Below are 20,231 nucleotides of genomic sequence, written 5' to 3' on the forward strand. Positions count from 1 at the left end.
GATGCCTAAGCGTACGGACATTCAAAAGATTCTGATTATCGGTTCCGGACCAATTATCATCGGGCAGGCCTGCGAGTTCGACTACTCTGGGACGCAGGCGTGCAAGGTCCTGCGCCAGGAAGGCTTCGAGATCGTCCTGGTCAACTCGAATCCCGCTACCATCATGACCGATCCAGAGCTGGCCCACCGGACCTATGTCGAGCCGCTGACCGTGGAAATCTTGGAGAAGGTCATCGAGCGGGAGCGCCCGGAGGCCCTTCTCCCCACCCTCGGCGGGCAGACCGGGCTCAACCTCGCCGTAGCGTTAGCCGAAAGCGGCATCCTGGACACGTATGAGGTGGAGCTGATCGGGGGAACGCTCGAAGCCATTAAGAAAGCCGAGGACCGGGATCTGTTCAGGGAGGCCATGGCCAGGATCGGCCTCGAGGTTCCAAAGAGTGGGTATGCCAAGTCGATTGAGGAAGCCGATGCGATCATTGAACGGGTCGGCTTTCCCGCCATCATCCGCCCCTCCTTCACCCTGGGTGGGACCGGCGGCAGCATCGCTTACAACCGAAAGGAATTCCAAGAGCACGTCCAGTGGGGCTTGAACACGAGCCCAGTACACCAAGTCCTGATCGAGGTCTCGGTCATCGGGTGGAAAGAGTTCGAGCTCGAGGTGATGCGGGACAGAAAGGATAACGTAGTCATCGTCTGCTCCATCGAGAACGTGGACCCGATGGGAATCCACACCGGGGATTCCATCACCGTCGCACCCGTGCAAACCCTCACCGACAAGGAATACCAGATCATGCGGGACGCCGCGATCGCCATCATCCGGGAGATCGGGGTAGAGACCGGTGGGTCCAACATCCAATTCGCCGTCAACCCCTCCGATGGCCGACTGGTCGTGATCGAGATGAACCCCAGGGTTTCCCGCTCCTCCGCCCTCGCCAGTAAAGCGACCGGATTCCCCATCGCCAAGATTGCCGCCCTCCTCTCCGTTGGCTACACCTTGGACGAGATCAAAAACGACATCACGCAGTCCACCCCTGCCTCTTTCGAGCCCACGCTGGATTATTGTGTGGTGAAGATCCCTCGTTTTGCCTTTGAGAAATTCCCGGGGGCGGATGAAACGCTGACGACCCAGATGAAGTCGGTGGGCGAAGTGATGGCCATCGGCCGAACCTTCAAGGAAGCACTGCAGAAGGCCATCCGCGCTTTGGAGATCGACGTCTACGGCCTGACGAGCCGTGTCACGGGTCACGGTTCCAGGGCCACAGAGATGAACGGCGAGTCTTGGCGCGAGCTCATCCGAGAGCGGCTTCGCATCCCCAACTGGGAGCGGGTCTTTTACATCGCTGAGGCCTTCCGCCAGCTCATGGATGTTCAAGAGATCTACGAACTGACCCAAATCGACCCCTGGTTTCTGGAGAATATTCGGGAGATCGTCGATTTGGAGAAAGAGTTCGTACACGAGCGGTCCAAGAGCCTCCTCCGCCTCCTGACCCCCGAGAAATTGCGAGCCGCCAAGGAAATGGGTTTCGCCGACCGGAGGTTGGCCCAGCTGACCGGCTCTGACGAACTGACCATCCGGGACGCTCGGCGGAAGCTGGGGATCCAGGCCACCTTCAAGATGGTGGACACCTGTGCGGCCGAATTCCAGGCCTTCACCCCCTATCTCTATTCGACCTACGAGCGGGAGTGTGAAGCGAACCCGACGACCCGGAAGAAAACCGTGATCCTGGGATCCGGCCCCAACCGGATCGGCCAGGGAATCGAATTCGACTACTGTTGTGTCCACGCCGCCTTTGCCCTGAAGGAACTCGGTTACGAGGCCATCATGGTCAACTGCAACCCCGAAACGGTCTCCACCGACTACGACACCTCCGACCGGCTCTACTTCGAGCCCGTGACACTCGAGGATGTCTTGAACATCGTGGACCGAGAGCAGCCGGACGGCGTCATCGTTCAGTTCGGCGGCCAGACCCCACTGAAACTCGCCGTCCCCCTCGAGCGGGCCGGGGTCCGCATCTGGGGAACCTCGTCGGATGCCATTGACCGGGCAGAAGACCGGGAGCGGTTTCGACAGTTGCTCATCCAGCTAGGGCTCAACCAGGCCCCCAGCGGGACGGCCATCTCGGCCAGCGAGGCAGCCCGGATCGCCAAACAGATTGGCTATCCAGTCCTGGTCCGCCCTTCGTATGTCCTCGGGGGGCGGGCCATGGAGATCGTCTACGACGAGGCGAGCCTCCTCGATTATATGGAGCGGGCCGTCCAGGCCTCTCCCGGGCATCCCGTCCTGATCGACAAGTTTTTGGAAGATGCGATCGAGATGGACGTCGATGCCATCGCGGACGGGCGGCGGGTCGTGATCGGCGGAATTATGGAGCACATCGAAGAGGCGGGTATCCACTCGGGAGACTCGGCATGTTCCCTTCCGCCGCGGTCGGTGCCCGACAAGATTCTGGACGAGATCCGCGAGCAGACGACCGCCCTGGCGGTGGAGCTTCAGGTCGTGGGACTTCTCAACATCCAATTCGCTATCAAGAACTCCACGGTCTATGTCCTCGAGGTGAATCCCCGGGGCTCCCGAACGGTCCCCTTCGTCAGCAAGGCGACGGGGGTCCCCCTGGCCAAGCTCGCCACCAAGGTGATGGCTGGCATGACCTTAGATGAGCTGGGGCTCACCCGGGAACCGGTCCTGCGCCACGTGGCGGTGAAGGAAGCGGTTCTACCCTTCGTCAAGTTTCCAGGTGTCGATGCCATCCTGGGGCCGGAGATGAAGTCCACGGGCGAGGTCATGGGGATCGATCGGGACTTTGGTCGCGCCTTCGCAAAGTCCCAGATCGCGGCCAGCGGGACGCTGCCACTGGAGGGGACGGTCTTCTTGAGCGTTCGGGATCCGGACAAACCTCACCTTCCCCCGCTCGGCCATGCGTTTGCCGAACTCGGCTTTCACATCCTGGCCACTACCGGCACGGCCCACTGCCTTCAGGAGGCAGGGATCCCCGCCGAGCGCGTGTACAAGGTGACCGAGGGGGTTCGACCCCACATCGTGGACCGGATGAAGAGCGGCGAAATCGGCTTGGTGGTGAACACCCCAGAGGGGCGAACCTCCCGCCTTGACTCGTACTCCATCCGCCGAACCGCCGTCACCCAGGGGATCCCATGCTTTACGACCATGGCAGCGGCCAACGCGGCGGTAGAGGGGATTCGAGCCCTAAAGGTGGAAGGTCTCCAGGTAAAGGCGTTGCAGGAGTACAACGGGGGGCTGGGTGGTGCAGGCTGAGGTGCAGTCCCTTCAGAGGTTCCACCCGGATTACTTCCTCCAGCGCTTTACCTCAGAGCCCCTCAGTTTTCAGCCCGGACAGTTCGTCATGGTGAAACCCTCGGGATCGCTCGACCCCTTTCTGCCAAGGGCCTACAGCATCCTGAGGGTCCGGCGCCCGAGCGGCAGAAAAAGCGGGCACATGGTGGAGATCTTGTACAAAGAGATGGGGAAGGGATCCACCGCCCTCTCCCGCCTTAAGCCGAGAGATCGGGTGGACCTCCTGGGCCCATTGGGGAATGGCTACCACGTGCCGCCGAGCCTCACCACGGCCCTGCTGGTCGGCGGAGGCATCGGGGTCCCTCCGGTGGTGGCCCTCGCCGAGCGCCTTGCAGGTTCGGGGTTCAGAGTTGAGGGTTCAGGAGATGGAAAGACTGGTCGGGCGGCATCGGCCAAAGGACTTCGGCGAGCTCCCTTCGGGTCTGAGCCTCAGGGTCGAAGACAGTCGAGCCGTCGTCGGCCAAAGGGCTTCGGCGAGACCTCGGCGAGATCGGTCGAGCCGCTCAGTCGAGCCGTCGTCGGTCGTCGGAATCTGGTGGCCTTCGTCGGAGGCAAGACCTCTGACGATGTCCTTTGTCTCACCGATCTTAGAAAGGCAGGGGCAAAGGTCCATGTCGCCACAGAAGATGGCAGCGTCGGCCGCCGGGGGCTCGTGGTCGATCTTCTGGAAGCGCATCTCCGATCACAGACCAGCCGAGAAGGATCGACGATCTATGCCTGCGGTCCGCACGCGATGCTCCATGCCGTCGCTCAGATGGCCGAGCGATTCCAGGTCCCCTGCCAGGTCTCTTTGGAGGCCGACATGGCTTGTGGCTTTGGGGCCTGCATGGGTTGCGTCATCCCGGTGAAGCAGTCAGCAATCAGCAATCAGCAGTCAGCGGAAATCGGACCGGTGGCGGACAGCGGACAGCGGACAGCTTACAAGCTCTGTTGTAAGGACGGGCCGGCCTTCGACGCCCGGGAGATTGCCTGGTGAAGAAGCGCTCAGGGTTCAGAGTTCAGGGTTCAGAGAAAGACCGTTCGCGGTCCACAGTGCACGGGTCACGCAAAGGACGGAGTCGTCGCCGGTCATCGGTCCTCGGTCCTCGGTCACCGGAGAAGCGTCCAAACATGGGCGTCGAGATTGCCGGAATCCCGTTGAAAAACCCGGTGATGACCGCCTCCGGAACCTTCGGGTACGGGGACGAGTTCACCCCCTTCTTTGATCTCAATGCCCTTGGTGCCATCATTGTCAAGACGGTGACGATGCATCCGCGACCGGGCAACGCACCTCCCAGGATCGCCGAGACCCCGGGAGGGATGCTCAACTCCATCGGGCTGCAGAACGTCGGGATCGACCTCTTTCTCAAGCAAAAGCTCCCGTTCCTCCGAACGTTGGCCACCCCGCTCCTGGTCAACATTGCCGGAAAGTCAGTAGAAGAGTTCGCCGATCTGGCCAAGCGTCTCTCTGACGCCGAGGGAGTGGCCGGGATCGAACTCAACATCTCCTGCCCCAACGTAGCCGGGGGGCTCGATTTTGGCACCGACCCGCGTCTCGCCTACGAGGTGGTGCGGTCGGTCCGGCAAGCCACTCCCCTTCCGATAATCCCCAAGCTTTCCCCGAATGTAACCGATGTCACCGTGATTGCCCGAGCGGCCGCCGACGCGGGGGCCCATGCCCTCTCGCTCATTAACACCATCGTCGGCATGGTCATTGACCTCCGCAGCCGCCGGCCAAAACTCCCCGGAGCCACCGGTGGTCTCTCCGGCCCGGCCATCCGTCCAATCGCTGTACGGATGGTCTGGGAGGTGGCCCAAGAGGTGAAAATCCCCGTCATCGGTATCGGGGGGATCATGACCGGTCATGATGCAGTGGAGTTCCTTCTCGCCGGGGCCACTGCGGTCCAGGTGGGGACCGCCAATTTCCTCGATCCGTTGGCCCCAATGAAGGTCCTGGCCGACATCGAGGCCTACCTGATCCGCCACAAGTTCGCTGCCGTCACCCAGCTGATCGGGGCCGCTATTCCCTCCGAGGCGCGTTAGTCCGCCTGGGGCCGAAGCCCGATTGGTGTCCAAGGTTCACAGTCCGAGGTGCGAGGTTACTTAGAACAGACAGACCAAGGGCTTGAACGATGTCATCGGAGCTTGGACACCGGACTTCGGACATGGGACAGAGGGGGCTTACGTGCCGAAGCGACGCTTCCGTTGCTGATAACTCCAGATGGCCCGGAGCATATCGATCTTCCGGAAGGCGGGCCAGTAGGCGTCACAAAAATAGAACTCGCTATAGGCGCTCTGCCACAGGAGAAAGTCGGAGAGGCGGACCTCGCCACTCGTTCGGATGATGAGGTCCGGATCGGGAAGATCATACGTATACAGATACTTTCCAATCTCTTCGGGTGTGATCTCTTCCGCCACCTGCTCAAGGGCGGCTCCCCGCCGGACTCGATCTCTCAGGAGCAGCTTCACCGCATCGGCAATTTCTTGCCTCCCCCCATACCCGACGGCGATATTGAGGAAGAAGTTATTGTACGTGTGGGTGGCCTCCTCCGCTCGGTCGATGGCCGCTTGCAGGGATGCGGGTAAGAGTTCCATCTGCCCGACCGCCCGGATCCGGACCCCTTTCTCGTGGATCTTTGGGGCCACCGCTACGGCTCGCATCTTTGACTCCATAAGATTCAGGAGGCGCGTGAGCTCGCCGTGAGGGCGGGAGAGGTTTTCCGTGGAGAGGACATAGATAGTAATAATCCAGATGTGTAGCTCACCCAGCCAGTCCAAGACCTACCCGAGCTTGTCCGCCCCCAGCCGGTGCCCCTCGAGTGGATCGGCGAGGCCGAGTTCCAGCGCGTATGTCGGTTGCCATCCAGGATGAGGCCGATGTGCCGGGGCAACACCCTTCGCTGGACCTCCCGGAGAATTCGGCGCTCGTAGAACCGGTAGAGAAGAGAAATTGGATCAAACATCATCGGCAAGTCGATATCTTACCGGCGGATCATTTGTTGTCCGAGAGTTGCTCAAGCACCGCGGTCAATTCATCGAGGTGCATTCTTCCCCGGACCAAGGCAGCAACGTTTCCATCCGGGTAAACGATAAAAGTGATCGGCGTCGCGTCCACACGGTAAAGCGTGGTAATGCGACTCCCCTTATCATGCCCCACCGCATAGGGGACCTTTCGATCCTCTGCAAATTTCCGAGCGTTCCCCTCATTGTCCCAAGGAACATTGACCCCAAGGAACCTTGCTCCCCGGTCCTTGAACATCTCGTAAGCCTTAATCAGAACGGGAGACTCCCGCTGGCAGGCTGGTCACGCGGAGTGCCAGAAGTTCAAAACCACGACCTTCCCCCGGAAGTCTTTGAGTTCGACTTTTTCGCCCGAGAAAAGGGTCAGACTGAAATCGGGGGCTGGTTTATCTACCATTTTCACAAGACCGGGAGGCAGCCGCACAGGACCGGAAGGAGATTGTGCCAGGGCAACCGGGACTCCCACCCACAAGAGGCCTGCCACGATCAGACATGATACGAGGGACCTTCCCACGCCCACACCGCCTCTGATGTTTTTCATCGGTTCCTCCCCTCACTCCTTGGATTCCAGGTGGGGGAGGGTACCATGGAACCCCCCGTACGACAACGAAAATTAGATTGCGGGTTTCGGCTTGACACACTAACTCCTTCCCGCTATAGGTATAGAGGTATAGTGGTATTTCGTGATCGGGGTCGGACCGCTTGAAAGCCAAGAGGCGGACCCCGGGTGTGATTATCATGTCAGAGAAGCCTCCAAATCGAAAGCACCTTCATTTCCCCGTATCGGGGTGAGGTACCCCTTCCCCCGGGCACTTTCCAGGTTTATTCCCCCCGCTCACACCCCCTTTTCAGGAGAGGCCTGAATGAAAAAACCGCATCTTTTTGCCCCCGGCCCGACACCCGTCCTTCCCGACGCCGTGTTGGCGATGGCCCGTCCCATTCCCCACCATCGGGCTCCGGAGTTTGAAGCTCTCCTTGCCGAAGTGCGGGAAGGCCTCAAGCACCTGTTCCAGACGACAGAGGAGGTCCTCCTCTTCGCCGCGACGGGGACCGGAGGGATGGAGGCGGCGGTGGCAAACACGCTGTCGCCAGGCGACACGGCGCTGGTCATCCGAGGAGGGAAGTTTGGCGAGCGATGGGGAGAGATTTGTCAGGCCTACGCCATCAACTTCACCCCGATTGACATTCCTTACGGGAAAGCGGTAGATCCGGGCCTCGTCGCCGCCGCGCTCGAGAAGGACCCCAAGATTTCTGCCGTGTTCAGCACCCATAGCGAAACCTCGACGGGTGTCCTCCACGACATCCAGGCCATCGCCCAGATCGTCCGAAAGACCCCCACCGTCTTGGTGGTCGATGCGATTAGCAGCCTGGGGGTGGTGGACCTTCCGATGGATGCTTGGGGTGCGGACGTCGTGGTCGCCGGTTCCCAGAAGGCCCTCATGCTGCCTCCCGGCCTTACCCTGGTGGGGGTAAGCCGAAAGGCGTGGGACGTGGTGGAGCGGTCTCGACTCCCCAAGTACTATTTTGACTTCCGCGCAGAGCGGAAGACCCTGGTCAAAAACCAAGCCCACTTTACTCCGGCCATCTCGTTGGTCATCGGGCTTCAGGAGACCCTCAGGATGATCCGGAGCGAAGGGCTTCAAGACGTCTTTCGCCGACACGAGCGACTCGCGGCCGCCATGCGCGCGGGGGTCACGGCCCTTGGCCTGGAACTCTTTGCGGAACGACCGAGCCCGGCGGTGACCGCCATCAAGGCCCCGCAAGGCATCGATGGTACAGCGATCGTGAAGACGCTCCGCGAGAAGCATGGGGTGACCATCGCCGGAGGTCAGGGATCGATGAAGGGAAAAATCTTTCGATTGGCCACCATGGGGTACGCCGACACCTCCGATGTGGTCGTCGCGCTCTCCGCGCTGGAACTCACGCTTTCGGAGCTGGGGTACCCGAGCAAACCGGGCGAGGGAATCCGGGCTGCCCAGGAAGTCCTCAGGCATTCGGAAGGATAAAGATAGGGAGAATATAGACAACATCATGGAGAGACCGATGCGAGTTTTGGTCACCGATGATCTGTCTCCGCGAGGCGTCGAGGTACTCCGGCAGATTCCGGACATTCAGGTAGACGTCAGACCAAAGACGAAACCTGAAGACCTTGTCCAGATCATCGAGCAATACGACGCCCTGATCGTCCGAAGCGCCACAAAGGTGACCGCCGATGCGATTCAGGCAGGGAAGCAACTCAAAGTGATTGGCCGGGCGGGAGTTGGGGTAGATAACGTCGATGTGGAGGTGGCGACCGCCCAGGGGATCGTTGTGATGAACACCCCCACGGGCAACACCATCACCACTGCCGAGCACACCATGTCCCTCCTCTTGGCCCTCGCTAAGAATGTTCCCCAGGCAGTGGACTCCCTGAAGGGGGGACAGTGGGCGAAGGGAAAGTTTCTGAACATTGAGCTCTACAACAAGACCTTGGGAATCATCGGACTTGGGCGAATCGGTTCCGAGGTTGCCAAACGGGCCAAGGGCTTTGCCATGCGTGTCATTGCCTACGATCCCTTCATCTCGGCCGAGGTGGCCAGCCGCATCGGCGTGGAACTGACCGACCCGGAAGAGGTTTACCGGCAAGCGGACTTCATCACCCTCCACGTGCCTTTCGGCCCTGACACCTCTCACATGATTAACCGCGAGACCATCAGCCAGATGAAACCGGGCGTGCGAATCGTGAATTGCGCCCGGGGGGGTATCGTGGAAGAGAAGGCCCTCTACGACGCCATGGTGACCGGACACGTGGCGGGCGCTGCCTTTGATGTGTTTGAGGATGAGCCCGCTACGACCAGTCCGTTGCTTTCCCTGGAGAACTTCATCGGCACCCCCCACCTGGGCGCTGCAACCGCTGAAGCCCAGGAAAACGTCGCCGTCGCCATTGCCCAACAGGTGGCGGACTATCTCACCCGGGGGATCATTCTGAACTCGGTGAACACGCCGTCAATCGAGCCAGAACTCTTAGCCAAGATTCAGCCGTATCTCACGTTAGCGGAAAAACTCGGGCGGCTCGACTCGCAGCTCGCCGAGGGTCGGTTCCAGGAGATCCGTATTGACTACACCGGGGAGGTGGCGAGCTACGACACCTCGCCTCTGACGGCGGTGGTGGTGAAGGGGGTGCTTGACTCTATCACTTCTGGGGCCATCAACATGGTTAATGCTCTCCCCTTCGCTCGACAGCGGGGGATCCGCGTGGTGGAGTCAAAAAGCAGCCAGGAAGAGGACTACACCAGCCTCATCTCCGTCGTCATCCAGACCGACCGAGGACAATGCGTCGTCGCCGGAACTTTGTTCAGCCGGCGGGAACCCCGTGTGGTGAGGATTGATGAGTTCTCCCTCGAGGCTGTACCGGAAGGACACCTGCTCGTCTTCTCCAACCTGGATGTCCCGGGCGTGATCGGGAAGATTGGCACCCTCCTCGGTCAAAACGGGGTCAACATCGCCGGCATGAACCTAGGCCGAGAGAAGCCGGGCGGCCAAGCGCTTTCCGTCGTCAACGTGGACAGCCCGATTCCAACGCCCGTCCTCGATGAAATCCGGCGGATGCCCAACATCGTCTATGCCAAGGTGGTAAAGGTCTGAGGTGATCCCCACCGCCATTCCTAAAGGGGTTCGGGGCCTCTCCCCGCCCGAGGCGGCCCGCCTCAGGTGGGTAGAGAAGACGCTCCTGACTGTTTTTCATCGCTGGGGGTTTCGCGAAATTCTAACCCCCACCTTTGAATACCTAGAGGTCTTCGCCCACGGGACGGGGGACGGCGACCAGGGAAAAACCTTCAAGTTCGTGGACCGACAGACCGGTCTCCTCCTGGCACTGCGATCTGATCTGACCCCCCAGGTCGCACGGATGGTGGCTGCGACGATGCAACATGACCCTCTCCCCCTTCGCTTGGCCTACTCTGCCTCTGTCTTCCGCCATGAGGAACCCCAGGGAGGACGGCACCGGGAGTTCTTTCAGGCCGGGGTAGAGCTCATCGGCCTCGATCGGCCCGAGGCGGATGCCGAGATAATTTCCATGGCAGTCGAGGGATGCCAGGAAGTCGGGATCCCCCGCTTTCAGATCGACGTCGGACAAGTGGAGTATCTCCGAGGAATGCTAAACGCGCTGAACCCGTCCCCCGAGCTTCGTCGAAAGATCCTCTCGGCCCTCCGACGGAAGGACGCCGTGGAACTCGAACTCACTTTGAGTCCCCTTCCTGTCGAGGACAAACTGAAAGAGGGGATACTGAACCTGACCACTCTCTACGGTGGCGAAGCAGTGCTGGAAAAGGCGAAGGCCTGGGCGGTCACAGAGCAGTCCCGACTTGCCCTTGAAAACCTCATACAGGTCTACAAGATCCTCAAGACATACGGCCTGGCCGAGCACATCATTATTGACCTCGGAGAGACGTACGCTTTTGACTACCACACCGGTGTCGTCTTCCAAGTCTTCACCGAGGGCTTGGGCTCCCCCATCGGGGGTGGTGGCCGGTACGACAACCTGATTGGCCACTTCGGCTATCCTTGCCCCGCCATCGGATTTGCCTTCGAGATGGAGAAGGTTCTGGCCGCACTCGAGGTGGAGGGTATCCTTCCGGCAGATCAAGGCCCGGACTTCCTCATAATCGACTTTAATCCGGACAAGCATCAGGCTCTTCACCTGGCCCAGACCCTGCGGAGTAAGGGCTATGCTGTCGCAAGGGACATCATCCAGCGCGACCAAGCGGGGTCACTTGATTACGCTCGGGTGAATGCAATCCCCCGAGTAATCATCCTAGGGCTCGAAGGAATTCCCCGGAACGAACTCAATCTGCGCGATCTCATGACGGGGACCGAAACAACCCTCCCCTTTGCAGAGTTTTGCCAACACGTCAAAGATGGGACTCTCCAATGGCCAACGTGATCGTGGTGGGCACCCAGTGGGGCGACGAGGGGAAGGGAAAGATTGTTGACACCATCAGCGAATCTTTCGACGCCGTGGCCCGCTATCAGGGGGGAAACAATGCGGGACACACGGTGGTCGTGGGGAGGGAGAAGGTGGTCCTGCACCTGGTTCCCTCCGGAATCCTCCGGAAAGGGAAACCGTGCATCCTAGGAAACGGGGTGGTAGTCGATCTTCCGGGGCTCACCCACGAACTCAACCAGCTCCGCCGCCTGGCCGTGGATCCGGAGGGGCATCTCTTCATCGGAAAAAATGCCCACCTGGTTCTCCCGTATCACAAGATTCTGGACAGGGAGCAGGAGCAAAATACCGCCCGACCCATCGGGACCACCGGACGCGGGATCGGTCCGGCGTACTCCGATAAGGCGGCCAGAGTGGGAATCCGAATCGGGGATCTCCTCGATCCGCCCCTCTTCCGAGATCGACTGTGCGCCAACTTGTCCGAGAAGAAGGCCCATGCCCCGAAGGAAAGCGCCCTCCACACCCTCGACCCCGAGACCATCTTTGACGAACAGATGGTCCACTTCGCCGAGGTCCAGCCCTTTCTCGTAGATGCCTCGGCGGTCCTGAACGGGATGATTGAAGAGGGCAAGAATATTCTTTTCGAGGGAGCGCAGGGGACACTCCTGGATGTAGATCTGGGAACGTATCCGTATGTCACCTCAAGCAGTGCAACAGCTGGAGGCGCCTGCATTGGAACCGGGGTCGGACCGTCCCGGATTGACGGAGTCTTGGGTGTCATGAAGGTCTATACGACGCGGGTGGGAGAGGGTCCATTTCCCACGGAGCTCGGGGATCGTACCGGCGAGGAGCTTCGTAAGCGCGGAGAAGAGTTTGGGGCCACCACGGGGAGGCCCAGGCGATGCGGGTGGCTCGACGCAACCTCCCTCCGATATGCCATCCGGGTAAACGGTATAACCACTCTGGCACTCACGAAGCTGGATGTCCTAGACTCCTTCCCGGTGGTTCAGATTTGTCTGGCGTATCGGTACCGTGGACAAACCCTGGAGGGATTTCCCAACGAGACCGACATCCTCCAGAAATGCCAGCCGCTTTATGAGGAGATAGAGGGATGGCAAGAGAGCACGCTGGGGCGCCAGTCCATTGGGGAACTCCCGAAAAAGTGTCGGGCATTCTTGGATCGCTTGGAAACCATGCTCGGCATTGACATCTCGCTCATCTCCACGGGTCCCGAGCGGGACCAGACCATTCTTCTGCCGACCCCATCCTTCAAGCAGTGGGGCCTCGTCTAGTTCACGGTTGACGGTTCATGGTTCATGGTTCACAGCAAGGGCAGGCGAGCCGCGCTTGTCTTTTTACTCGCTTGACACATCATATAAAGGTGGGCGATATTAAGGCCCCCCCTAAGGCAATCTCCTCAGGGGTCCCACACGGGTTCTGGCCAGGACAGGAATTCTCTTTTTACCTCTGGCCCATTTTATGAAGCACTCCAGAAGCGTCCCAGCGGTGAAACACATCAATTAACCGAACAATTCTTCAGAGAATCGAGACCCGATATGAACTGCCTCATCATCGCTGCAGGACGGGGGAGACGGTTTTTCTCGCAAACGGACCCCAAGCCGCTTATTCCACTGTTGGGATTGCCCCTAGTCGAACGGGTCATTCTCACCGCAAACAGTGCCGGGCTGAATGACTTCTTTGTGGTCAGCGGGTACAATGGCGAAAGAGTCCGTCACGCCTTGGACCGCATGGCTTCTTCCCGAAACGTAAGAATCAGCCATCTAATCAACGAAGACTGGGAGAAGGAAAACGGTTTCTCCGTTCTCAAGGCAAAGACGGTCCTGAATGACAATTTTATCCTCATAATGGCGGACCACATCCTCGATGAATCAATCCTACTGTCCCTTAAGAATCGATCCATCGGCGAAGATGAGGTCATCCTGGCCGTTGATTACAACATCCATGGAAACAAGTTTGTGGATCCCCATGATGTAACGAAGGTGCTGGTTGAGGACGGCCTCATCCTGGATATCGGCAAGGACATCAAGAAGTATAACGCGTACGATACCGGGGTTTTTCTGTGTTCACCCGCCATATTTCCTGCCATTGAAGAAAGTGTGCATCGTGGTCTTGGCTCACTGTCCGGGGGAATTCGGGTACTGGCTCAAAAAGGGAAGGCCAAAGCGGCTGACATTCAGGATGCGTTCTGGATTGATGTGGATGATGACATGTCGCTCAGGAAGGCCGAAGGTCAACTCTTAGCCACGTTGGACAAGCCTTCTGACGGCGTGATCTCACGATACGTCAACAGACCCCTCTCGACCAGAATCACTAAACATCTCTTAAAAACCACGATTACCCCCAACCGTGTCTCCTTCTTTTCATTTGTCCTCTCGATGCTTGGCGCGGTTTTCTTCCTTTTCGCAGGATATATTCCGCTCCTCATTGGCGCCACACTGGCACAACTTGCCTCGGTCATTGATGGTTGTGATGGGGAGATCGCCAGACTAAAATCCCGAATGACGGAATTTGGTGGGTGGTTTGATGCCGTCCTCGATCGCTATGCTGATGGATTTCTCCTCCTCGGCTTGACGTATCATGTCTACTCTCCGAATAAGGATTTTCTGATAATCGCTATCGGCTTTCTGGCAATTCTCGGGACATTCATGAACAGCTATACCGCCGACAAGTATGACCAATTCATGCAAAGAAAACTTGGTCGGGGAGAGCATTATTTTCGAATGGGCCGTGATGCCAGAATGTTTCTCATCTTTCTTGGAGGTTTGGTGAATCAGCCCCTTTCGATCTTGGTTCTTATTGCTCTGTTTATGAACACAGAAAATATCAGGAGGATGCTCGTTCTATACAAAAGCGAATCGTGATCTGTCGCCTGCACGCTCCGTGCCCCTGCCAATGAACCGCTTCCGGTCCCGGGGAGCCCGAGTTGTAGGGGGAGGCCCAGATCGGAAATATTCTACTGAAGGCCGCAAGGCGACGGCGGATGCTTTTCGTCCTTGAGTGTCGTGTACCCCTTGCTATAATGAGCCTGTGACCCGTTAGCTCAGCTGGCAGAGCACCTGCCTTTTAAGCCCTAATGGAGTTCAAAACCCCTCGGTAAATCGCTGATTTATCGGGGGGTTTTCTATTTCTAGTTGGCTAGCGGGGGGTGATTTTGGGTAGCTTTTGGGCCGTCGCGGGCACGTTTTCGGGCACGTCAGGCCCGTGGCCTAGAGCAGAGCCGGTCTGGGGTTTTGGGGGAAGGATTCCAAGAAACACTTGACATAGATGTAAGGACTTGATAAATTGTCAAGTGGCGAATGGGGGGCCACATAGATGGAGTCGGTAAGGAAAAGAGTCTATGGGAAAAATCATCCCGCTACGCAATCCCGGGAATTATCGGCGTGCGCACCAACGTATCAGGGCCTTGTGGGAAGAACGCGAGGTGATCAACCATGCCAAGCGTCGGATGCAGGAACGCGGATTCGACATGACGGACATCGAGCACGCCATCCGCTATGGCCGCGTCACCGACCATAGTAAGCCCCACGCCTGGTGGCGGTACGTCCTGGATGTCAGGTCCGTGGACGGGAGGCCGATGCGGGTGGTGGTGGAGATCGACGGGCGCCTCATCATCGTAACCGTAGTCCGGAGGTAGGTAGAAGATGCAGTGTGAGTGTGGCAGGTCCATGCGCAAGCGCCAGGTGACAAAGGCCGCGCCGTATGCGTATACGGAAAGCGGGCTGGACAACGTCGTGTTGTCCGGCATCACGGTCTACGTGTGCCCGTACTGCCAGGCCGAGGTGCCCGTCATCCCCCGGATCGGGCAGCTCCATCGGGTGATCGCGGACACCCTGCTACACAAACCGGAACTGCTGACCGGGCAGGAGCTCCGGTTCCTTCGGAAGCATGCGGGCCTCCCCGCGCAGAAATTCGCGGATCTGCTTGAGGTCAGGCCGGAACACCTCTCCCGGATCGAGAATGGCCACACGAAGGCGCTCGGCAAGCCGACAGACCGCCTGGCGCGTGCGCTGGTGTTGGCAGCGAGCAGCCGGGAGGATGTACGGGGCGTGCTCCTGCGCATGGCCGAGGAGCTCGGGCGGCGTCGGCGCATGCGGAAGGCGAAGCGGCCGGTATTCACCTTGGTCAAGAACCAATGGCGGCTGGCAGCGTAAGAACACGGTGGCTCAGGCCGGCCCCGGCGGCCCTGCACCAGAGGCATGGCGCAGGCAATTCGCCGGGGCTTCTGGCTTTCTGGGAGGGGTTTGGTAAACATCCGCGCCCGTTTGGATAATCCTATGCACGTTTTCGAGATCTCGTTCCCAGGCACCTTTTTGGACCATGCCGACCGTGATTGGATCGCCCGTATTCAAACGTTTCTGCGCCTATTAGAAGATCAGTTCACAGATGCAGTTGTTGCTCTTAACCTCTTCGAGACTGAACAAGCGCGCTTGCTCGATGAGTTACACGCGAGAGGTCAAAAAGAAACCGATAAGGAAGAGGAACCTTTTCGTCACACTTTAGAGCAGAATATTCTTGAGGAAGTGGGTGAAGAGAAGTTCTTTCGGATGTATCCCGTAATTCTTCATTTCATTGAATTGGAGATGAGAAGGCAATCTCGGGAATCGGGGCAGATGCCTCACGAGTACCAACGTCGCCTTCTTTGGATTTACGCACACGCCTATGTGTACGCTTTAGACAGCTTCCACAAGGTCCTTGAGAACCTCACAAAAGAACGTGACAGACCCAATACTATTGAAAAAGAGCTGACGAAATTTCGAGCCGCATTTCCACACCTCAAGGGCATTAGAGATTCCGCACATCATCTTGAGGACAGGAGCCTAGGCCGTGACAGGCGTGGAAACCCGCTCAAGTTGGAGCCGATTGACAATGGAATCGTTCACGCTCCTGGCGGCGGCGTACTTCTGCTCAGCGTGCTAGAAGGAAACAGGCTTTGGTATACCCTAGAAGATGGCAGCCATGGTGAACTAGCGATCAGTCACGACAATATTGCAATAGCTGCCGAGGTATTCCAATCGGTGATTAACGCATTTCGATGGAAGGGGAGGCCGCGGCTTATTCCATCTTAGTGACGCTGGCTGCTGCCATCATCGCGGGTCTAGAAGAGAGCTCCCGAAAGGCCGTTTCCCTGACACACCGTGATTGGAAGGGTCGTCCCGGGCATTCGCGGGCACAGGGATTACGACGACGAGAGGAGTCGCAACACGTTGGGCCACTGGCTTTGGGTATAATTCGACAGCGAGATCCATGGGCACGATTTATCGCCCTCCTCCCCAATCAGGAGCTCCAGGACGCACTGGCGCCTGAGCTAAACGAGCTTCAACGAGATCCCCGCGGTAAAATCAACGGGGTCGGGGTAAAATCAACGGGGTCGGAGTCGATTGATTTTCGAGGAACTACTCCGGGCCATGATGTTCGAGACAGAGGCTACACGGCGGGTGTTGGTGCGGAAGGGCCTCCTGACCAACGAGGAGGTGTTAGAGGAGATCAAGGCGGTACGGCGGGAGATGGAGGGGAAGCGGGGACGGTAAGTGGCAGGCAGCAATGAATATCCAAGCCAGATTAATCATTCCTCTATCCGTTCAATAAATGCGATGCATTGTGGAAAAACGCCGTTGATGGGTGTGATAGCATGTTCGTTCAAGAGTGCCGCTAGCCGCCCAGCTCCTGCTGCCGCGCCGACTCTCTCGCGTGGAACCTCCAGATCTCTTCCTGTTCCTGGAGATTCAGGTGAGAGAACTCCACCCCGACCGAGCAATCATCCACCCACTTCACCGTGCAGGCGATCCGGACGGGCCGGTTGCTGAGAGGGAGGTAGAAGCGTAGGACCAGCTCGGCCCCGAGCGGGACCGACTCCTGCGTGGTGAGGAGCGTCCCCACGGTTCCGAGCTTGGTGATCCGTCCCTCCTGGGGGCGGTCGTCCTGGACTTGGTACTCCATGGGGATGTCGCAGGAAACACGGGGGGAACGTCGCGTATAAGTCGGGTTATTCATGGTGACGGCGGAAGGGAGGAATCCGGCGAGGGGGAAGCCTCCCCGAGAAGCCGATCGACGACGGTGCCGATCAAGACAGCCTCCTCCGGGTTGACTGCGAGGAACTTCACTCCTATGCCCGTGACAACACTCGGCCCGCTTGCCTCCCCGCGCACCCAGGCCACTTCGGCAGGGATCAACAGCATGTGGGAAGTATCGTGCAGCTTAAAACGGAGCAAGGTGACAGTCCCTGGTGTGGGCGGAACATCCATAGTGGTGATAAACATCCCGCCCCTGCTCTGACTCAGGCAAGTGCCATGTCGCTCCTTTCCCGCCCCGGTGAACTCCACATCGAACTGGACTCGGACTCGGGGATGGGCTCGTTTTCTTGCGTTGAGCACCCATCGCCGTATCCGGTCTGCGTCGACCGGCTGATCAAAAGCGACACCATGGGGGACGCTAGTTACCAAATCAGTTGAGATGGGCCTGTCACGCCAGATAACAAGCCCGGGCAGCGGTTCCTCCTGACAGACCTGGATCGATAGTGAGGTCCTGAGGGGGGTCGTATCGGGAAGCAGAAGTCCCAGTCCACCGGGACTGATGGACTTGGTCTTGCCGGTGATCATCTTCCCCGTGGGCTGCCCGTGGCTTAGAAGAGTGCACTGAACGGGTAACCAGACCATGAGGCGCGGGTAATCGCGGACATGTGTGTAGGAAGACACAAGTTTCCTCCACGGCGAAGGAGAGCAAGGACCATGCCAGACGGCGGGCGGGTAGAGGATTTGGAGTTCTGAGGCTACAGTGGGAGGCGAGGGAGGCTGGAAGGGGGTTGTGGAGCCAGACATCAATCCAGTAGGGAGAAGCGGAATATCCGTCCCACCGCCGGTCATCTACCTAGTGGCGCTGTTGGTCGGGCTCGGGCTCGACCATCTTTGGCCTACCGCGCCTTTCTCAGCGCGATGGGGCTATGTCGCTGGAGCAGTCCTAATAATTTTGCCCATTGTGATAATGCCACCCGTTCTGATTCGGTTTCGGCGAGCGGGCACGCCGTTCGTTGTGTGGAAAACGGCTTCCGCCCTGATTACGGACGGCCCTTACCGGTTCTCCCGCAATCCAACGTATGTGTCATTGACGCTCCTCTACGTCGGTCTGGGTGTTGTTCTGAACACCGTTTGGGTGCTGCTTTTGGTGATTCCAGTGCTGTTGGTTATGCACTTTGGAGTGGTACTTAGAGAAGAGCGTCACCTGGGAGCCGCATTCGGTGAAGAGTACGTTCGGTACAAGTCGGCTGTCCGTCGCTGGTTGTAAGGACTGGCTCCAAGCCGCTGCAGGGCTGACGGTGGGGCGAAGAGGAGAGTTTAACATGGTCCAAAAAACTCGATCCAAAGCAAGTCGTCACCTTCGAGGAACTGCTCCGGGCCATGATGATGGAGCAGGATGCCACACGGCGGGTGCTCGTGCGGAAGGGCCTACTGACCAACGAGGAGGTCTTGGAGGAGATCAAGGTGGTGAGAAGGGAGATGGAGGGAAAGGCTGCTTCCTAAATCTATTTTGAGCCACCACGACAGGATACGCGGGTTGCTCGTCATTGAATAATTGAATGAACTGGTTTGTACTTTGGCTTTACTTTAGTGCCCCGTGGACGTGGGGGCCTGTCCCGATTCCGCCAGGATGGGCAAGTGTGGCTGTGTTTCAAGATCAAGAAACGTGCATGACTGCGTTGAAGGCAAGGAAAGAAAATAGACAAATGCTGGAGGAATTTGGAGTTGTTACTGTTTCGAAAAGGGGTCTTTGCTTAGGGCCTAATGAAAGGCCGTATGAGGGTCCCGCCTTAGAGGATATCTTTGACCGGTACGAGGAAACCATCCTCTATGGTGAGTAACAGCGGAGGTCTTGGGACGGATCAAGGCGGTACGGCGGGAGATGGAGGGGAAGCGGGGGCGGTAAAGGGGGAAGTCATGATGGTTCGCAAAGGTAGCCGATGGTTCAGTGAGGTCCCGGAGGGTGATATTGAGCCGCGGACTAGGGAGGCTGCGCTCACGATACTTGAGTTTGTGCGAGAGGATCTCGGCCTGGACGACGTGTTGCTAAAATGGTTTGCCTACGTGAGACAGAGTAGCAAACCACCCGATGTCCCGGCTGATGATCCCGCACTTAACTCGCTTAATGAAGATGTGCACGAGAGGTTTAGAGATCGCCCGGATAGGATACGGAACGTAGACGGTTGGGGTTTGACTAGCCCCCGCCCTGTGATTTGGGTCAAGGGAAGGCTCAAACCGGACGCTGCCGCCTTTGAAGTTGCGCATCGGGCCCATCTCCTCTGGCAACAGAAGAAGTGGGGAACATCACCGGCTCCCGGATCAAAAGAGAGTGGAGATCGAATCCAGGACGCCGGTGAATATGCGATGTGGATACCACACTATCTCGAAAAAGGGAAAGATCGAGATGAACCCGAGCCGCCGAAGCCGAAGCGAAAAATTGGTTTTACGTCCCCTGACATAAAGTGAAGGAGATTGCGATGAATGAACCAACAATGGAAACCCTGACACAACATCTGGATAAGGTGGAGCGGGAGATGGAGGGGAAACGGGGACAGTAAGTGGCAGGCAGTAATGGATATCCGATCCAGATTAATTATTGCACTATGCGTTCAATAAATGCGTCGCTTTGTGGAAAAACGCCCTTGTTGCGTTTGCTAGCATCTTCGATCAAGCCCACAATCATCTCCCGGTAGGCGGGCTCATCCTTCGGACGGATCTTCCACCGAAAATCAGACCCGATAGCACTTCGTATCCACGCTTCGAACTCTTCCCATGTGCCGCTCAGGTATTTATTCATGGATCACCCCCCTCTCATATTGATGTCACGCTACTTGATAAGCTGCAAACCACAATGCACGCAATACTTGTACCTGTCCTTTCGGCTCACCGCATGTTCTGCGTCGCTGCATTTCTTGAGGATAATGTTCTCGTTTACCACTTCACCACAGCTTGGGCAGTACCGGACGGG

General features: G+C 58.3%; 21 protein-coding genes. 15 read left to right on the forward strand and 6 right to left on the reverse strand.

Features of this window, described 5'->3' with window-relative positions; translation table 11 throughout:
• Position 1 precedes the first annotated feature (1 nt).
• The 3 genes from carB to O6929_11400 all read left to right on the forward strand — a co-directional run bounded on the left by carB (position 2) and on the right by O6929_11400 (position 5,332).
• Positions 2-3,271 (forward strand): carbamoyl-phosphate synthase large subunit, encoded by a 3,270-nt coding sequence (gene carB, locus O6929_11390; protein MCZ6480991.1) that lies wholly within the window; start codon positions 2-4, stop codon positions 3,269-3,271.
• The gene (locus O6929_11395) at positions 3,258-4,286 is read left to right on the forward strand and encodes a dihydroorotate dehydrogenase electron transfer subunit (GenBank protein ID MCZ6480992.1); all 1,029 of its coding nucleotides are present in this window, start codon (positions 3,258-3,260) and stop codon (positions 4,284-4,286) included. The genes carB and O6929_11395 overlap by 14 nt, the downstream gene beginning before the upstream one ends.
• A gap of 134 nt (positions 4,287-4,420) precedes the next feature.
• The gene (locus O6929_11400; protein ID MCZ6480993.1) at positions 4,421-5,332 is read left to right on the forward strand and encodes a dihydroorotate dehydrogenase; all 912 of its coding nucleotides are present in this window, start codon (positions 4,421-4,423) and stop codon (positions 5,330-5,332) included.
• Positions 5,333-5,470: 138 nt separating this feature from the next.
• Here the strand turns inward: O6929_11400 and uppS are convergent, their stop codons facing one another.
• From uppS to O6929_11415, 3 genes are all read right to left on the reverse strand, one after another.
• Positions 5,471-6,067 carry a polyprenyl diphosphate synthase gene (gene uppS, locus O6929_11405; GenBank protein ID MCZ6480994.1) on the reverse strand — a complete coding sequence of 199 codons (597 nt, stop codon included), beginning with the start codon at positions 6,065-6,067 and terminating at the stop codon, positions 5,471-5,473.
• Positions 6,068-6,281: 214 nt separating this feature from the next.
• Positions 6,282-6,707 (reverse strand): TlpA disulfide reductase family protein, encoded by a 426-nt coding sequence (locus O6929_11410; GenBank protein MCZ6480995.1) that lies wholly within the window; start codon positions 6,705-6,707, stop codon positions 6,282-6,284.
• The gene (locus O6929_11415) at positions 6,594-6,851 is read right to left on the reverse strand and encodes a redoxin domain-containing protein (protein ID MCZ6480996.1); all 258 of its coding nucleotides are present in this window, start codon (positions 6,849-6,851) and stop codon (positions 6,594-6,596) included. Before O6929_11415 ends, O6929_11410 begins: the two co-directional genes overlap by 114 nt.
• A gap of 322 nt (positions 6,852-7,173) precedes the next feature.
• Between O6929_11415 and O6929_11420 the strand changes: the two genes are divergently transcribed.
• The 9 genes from O6929_11420 (at position 7,174) to O6929_11460 (ending at position 16,780) form a co-directional block, all read left to right on the forward strand.
• On the forward strand, positions 7,174-8,316 hold the full coding sequence (locus O6929_11420; protein ID MCZ6480997.1) for an alanine--glyoxylate aminotransferase family protein: 1,143 nt from the start codon (positions 7,174-7,176) through the stop codon (positions 8,314-8,316).
• Between the two features lie 37 nt (positions 8,317-8,353).
• Positions 8,354-9,934, forward strand: coding sequence for a phosphoglycerate dehydrogenase (gene serA / locus O6929_11425; GenBank protein MCZ6480998.1), 1,581 nt, complete (start codon positions 8,354-8,356; stop codon positions 9,932-9,934).
• Between the two features lies 1 nt (position 9,935).
• Entirely contained in the window at positions 9,936-11,231 is a 1,296-nt protein-coding gene (gene hisZ, locus O6929_11430) for an ATP phosphoribosyltransferase regulatory subunit (protein ID MCZ6480999.1), read from the forward strand.
• Positions 11,219-12,523 (forward strand): adenylosuccinate synthase, encoded by a 1,305-nt coding sequence (locus O6929_11435; protein ID MCZ6481000.1) that lies wholly within the window; start codon positions 11,219-11,221, stop codon positions 12,521-12,523. Before hisZ ends, O6929_11435 begins: the two co-directional genes overlap by 13 nt.
• A 264-nt stretch (positions 12,524-12,787) precedes the next feature.
• Complete coding sequence (locus tag O6929_11440) at positions 12,788-14,113, forward strand: NTP transferase domain-containing protein (protein MCZ6481001.1); 1,326 nt, start codon at positions 12,788-12,790, stop codon at positions 14,111-14,113.
• A gap of 476 nt (positions 14,114-14,589) precedes the next feature.
• Positions 14,590-14,886 (forward strand): DUF4258 domain-containing protein, encoded by a 297-nt coding sequence (locus tag O6929_11445; protein ID MCZ6481002.1) that lies wholly within the window; start codon positions 14,590-14,592, stop codon positions 14,884-14,886.
• A gap of 31 nt (positions 14,887-14,917) precedes the next feature.
• Positions 14,918-15,403, forward strand: coding sequence for a helix-turn-helix domain-containing protein (locus O6929_11450; protein MCZ6481003.1), 486 nt, complete (start codon positions 14,918-14,920; stop codon positions 15,401-15,403).
• A 45-nt stretch (positions 15,404-15,448) separates the two neighbouring features.
• On the forward strand, positions 15,449-16,318 hold the full coding sequence (locus O6929_11455; GenBank protein ID MCZ6481004.1) for a hypothetical protein: 870 nt from the start codon (positions 15,449-15,451) through the stop codon (positions 16,316-16,318).
• Positions 16,319-16,657: 339 nt separating this feature from the next.
• A complete protein-coding gene (locus tag O6929_11460; protein ID MCZ6481005.1) occupies positions 16,658-16,780 on the forward strand; it encodes a hypothetical protein in 123 nt (40 codons plus the stop codon).
• 121 nt (positions 16,781-16,901) lie between these two features.
• Here O6929_11460 and O6929_11465 read toward each other — a convergent pair whose 3' ends face one another.
• Together O6929_11465 and O6929_11470 are read right to left on the reverse strand one after the other, a co-directional pair.
• Complete coding sequence (locus O6929_11465) at positions 16,902-17,243, reverse strand: PilZ domain-containing protein (protein ID MCZ6481006.1); 342 nt, start codon at positions 17,241-17,243, stop codon at positions 16,902-16,904.
• Positions 17,240-17,944, reverse strand: coding sequence for a PilZ domain-containing protein (locus O6929_11470; protein ID MCZ6481007.1), 705 nt, complete (start codon positions 17,942-17,944; stop codon positions 17,240-17,242). The genes O6929_11465 and O6929_11470 overlap by 4 nt, the downstream gene beginning before the upstream one ends.
• Before the next feature lie 79 nt (positions 17,945-18,023).
• On the opposite strand from O6929_11470, the gene O6929_11475 reads away from it, so the two are divergent.
• From O6929_11475 to O6929_11485, 3 genes are all read left to right on the forward strand, one after another.
• Entirely contained in the window at positions 18,024-18,530 is a 507-nt protein-coding gene (locus O6929_11475; protein MCZ6481008.1) for an isoprenylcysteine carboxylmethyltransferase family protein, read from the forward strand.
• A gap of 113 nt (positions 18,531-18,643) precedes the next feature.
• Positions 18,644-18,766: a hypothetical protein gene (locus O6929_11480; protein ID MCZ6481009.1), complete on the forward strand. Its 123-nt coding sequence runs from the start codon at positions 18,644-18,646 to the stop codon at positions 18,764-18,766.
• Between the two features lie 414 nt (positions 18,767-19,180).
• Positions 19,181-19,729: a hypothetical protein gene (locus O6929_11485; protein MCZ6481010.1), complete on the forward strand. Its 549-nt coding sequence runs from the start codon at positions 19,181-19,183 to the stop codon at positions 19,727-19,729.
• A 127-nt stretch (positions 19,730-19,856) separates the two neighbouring features.
• Here O6929_11485 and O6929_11490 read toward each other — a convergent pair whose 3' ends face one another.
• A complete protein-coding gene (locus tag O6929_11490; GenBank protein MCZ6481011.1) occupies positions 19,857-20,060 on the reverse strand; it encodes a hypothetical protein in 204 nt (67 codons plus the stop codon).
• Positions 20,061-20,231 lie beyond the last annotated feature (171 nt).

Source organism: Candidatus Methylomirabilota bacterium (assembly GCA_027293415.1).
In the GTDB taxonomy this organism is placed as follows: Bacteria; Methylomirabilota; Methylomirabilia; order Methylomirabilales; family CSP1-5; genus CSP1-5.